This is a genomic window from Streptococcus mitis (assembly GCF_003942775.1).
In the GTDB taxonomy this organism is placed as follows: domain Bacteria; phylum Bacillota; class Bacilli; order Lactobacillales; family Streptococcaceae; genus Streptococcus; species Streptococcus mitis_CN.
Genome location: NZ_RJNX01000021.1, coordinates 1 through 2,206, shown reverse-complemented (window position 1 = coordinate 2,206; position 2,206 = coordinate 1). Strand labels below are relative to the sequence as shown.

The following is a 2,206-nucleotide window of genomic DNA, read 5'->3' as shown; positions in this document are numbered from 1 at the left end:
AAGGTACACAGCCGTAAAACTAGTTAAACCATGTTGTCTGATATCATCAAAGTATAAAGTCGGTTCAGTAAAGAACAAATAAATTCCATAGACCTCCACGAAAATAAGAAAACTGATAAAACCAATAAGGAAAAGTCCACTGGCAATAAGAAAGAGTCTCCATAAAAGAATGAGAATTCCTCCTACTGCTAAAAAAATTACTGGGATAAGGAGTAAATCATTCATGACTTTCTCCTTTCTAGTCAATCAATTGACGATAATAGGTGGCAAGAGAAGAATCAAACTCTGCTAATTTTTGGACTAAGTCCAAATACTCCTCTTTTTCATATCCTTCAAAGTCCACACCTCGATGATTTTGAAGAGCGATTTCCAATTGACTAGTGAGTTCTCGTTTAGAAAAACTGTAATCCCCCGTCACTTCCTCATAATGTTCCTTTAACTCCTTGTAGGCTTGGTATTCTTCAGGTGTTTGAAATCCCTGTACCAAGGCCTCTTCTAATTGATAATAGGTATCTTCCATCATAATCGTTACCTCGTTTCTTTCTATCTTTATTCTACCGCGCTTTTCTTTTCTTGTCCGCTATTTATATATATTTTTTAATCTAATTCAAAAGAAAGTTGTTCTTGCTTTTCTTTTCCTTTTTCGTGGAATTGCCTTAATGCCTGATCAATAATATCTAGATCCGTTTCTGTTTCAATCAATGGCGCGAGTACATCGTATTCGGCCTTTTTAGTTTGATACTCCTCTTCCTTTGGAAAATTTTTCTCAATTTCTACCTTAGCAGTAGTCCATTTATCCTTTAATTCATCCAATAAGTTCTGAGTTTTCACTTGGTCCTCTTTAATGTGATCAATCGTATGTTGAAGCCTTTGAATTGTCCCCAAAGGAGAATACAAATCTAAACTGACAGAATATTGATTTTCTCCTACAATCTTAACAGAGAAGGTTTCAGGAAGAGGTTGATTTGTTGGAAGACTAAGCATTTTAATGTCAAATCCTCGATAACTGGCTAAGGTGCGAAATTCTTTAATATCAGCTTGATTATGACGGATAAGACGGTGTAGGGATTCCCCTGCTTCAGCTCGTTGATCAAAAGCTTGCTTACCTACCCTCATAGAAAATGCCTGGTCTTTCGATATTTCAGACTGTTGAATATCGCCTTCATACTTGCTTAATCGTTTCTCAAGAATGGGCATATTTTCTTCACAGTAAGAGATTGTATGACGATAGTGATCCTTGCTGCGTTGAAATGCGCGTCTTTGGTTTTCTAATAGGGTTAAATCATTCTCTAGTTCCATCTTATATTTGAGATAAGGATTACCTGTTGCTAATGCCTTAAAATCAGAAGCTGTCATAGTCTGTTCATCAATATCTTCCGCAGCACGAATCGGCTCCTTAGAAGTCATAATCTGCTTAATATAACGGAGTTTGTTCTCCTGAGTTGCCCATAGATAATTATCAAACGAACCTTTGGTAATATAGTGGTAAATATCCACTTCCTTGTTTTCATTTCCCTGTCGGATAATACGTCCATTACGTTGCTGAATGTCACTTGGTCTCCACGGTACATCCAGATGGTGAACTGCTTTCATCTTGCTCTGAACATTTAAACCTGTTCCTCCTTTTTCAGTTGAGGCAAGAAGAACCCGAACCTCTCCTGCATTAACCTTTCGAGACAAGCTATTCTTCTTTTCATCACTATTGGCATCATGTACAAAGGCAATTTCCATACTAGGGATTCCTCTATCAACTAATAAAGCCTTAATCTCAGAATAAACATCAAAGCCATTATCTTTTTTCTTAGGTGTGCCAATATCTGAAAAAATCATCTGAGTAGCCTTATTTTCCATTCCCTCACGATAAATTCTTTCAACATTATCCACTACCTGAAGCAGTTTATGATTGTCTGCTAGACTATAACTAGAGTCCAATAAACGCATATCAATAGCTAGTTTCCGCGCCTCACCTGTTATCTTTAACATGTTATCCTGGCTCGGATCAACTGTTCCACATTTGACCATATCTGACCTCATAACCAATTCTTCTAAATAGAGTTTCTGGTTTTCAGTTAACTCACTCTCAATAGGGATAATATGAGCTTCTGGAACAGGTAAATCCAACATATCTTGTGTTTGAATGTCGGCTGTTTCTTTATAGATTTTCATCAACTCAGGTAGATTGACAAACTTTTTAACAAACTTTTTA

The 2,206-nt window shown here is 36.6% G+C and carries 3 protein-coding genes; all 3 read right to left on the bottom strand.

The window, feature by feature from the left end; genetic code table 11:
• Positions 1-225 (bottom strand): DUF5966 family protein (locus D8848_RS10625; RefSeq protein ID WP_125450672.1); only part of this gene is annotated, 225 nt, incomplete at its 3' end.
• Positions 226-238: 13 nt separating this feature from the next.
• Entirely contained in the window at positions 239-523 is a 285-nt protein-coding gene (locus D8848_RS10620; RefSeq protein WP_125444109.1) for a DUF5962 family protein, read from the bottom strand.
• 74 nt (positions 524-597) lie between these two features.
• The coding region (locus D8848_RS10615; RefSeq protein ID WP_260467312.1) for a helicase-related protein at positions 598-2,206 on the bottom strand (1,609 nt) is incomplete at its 5' end.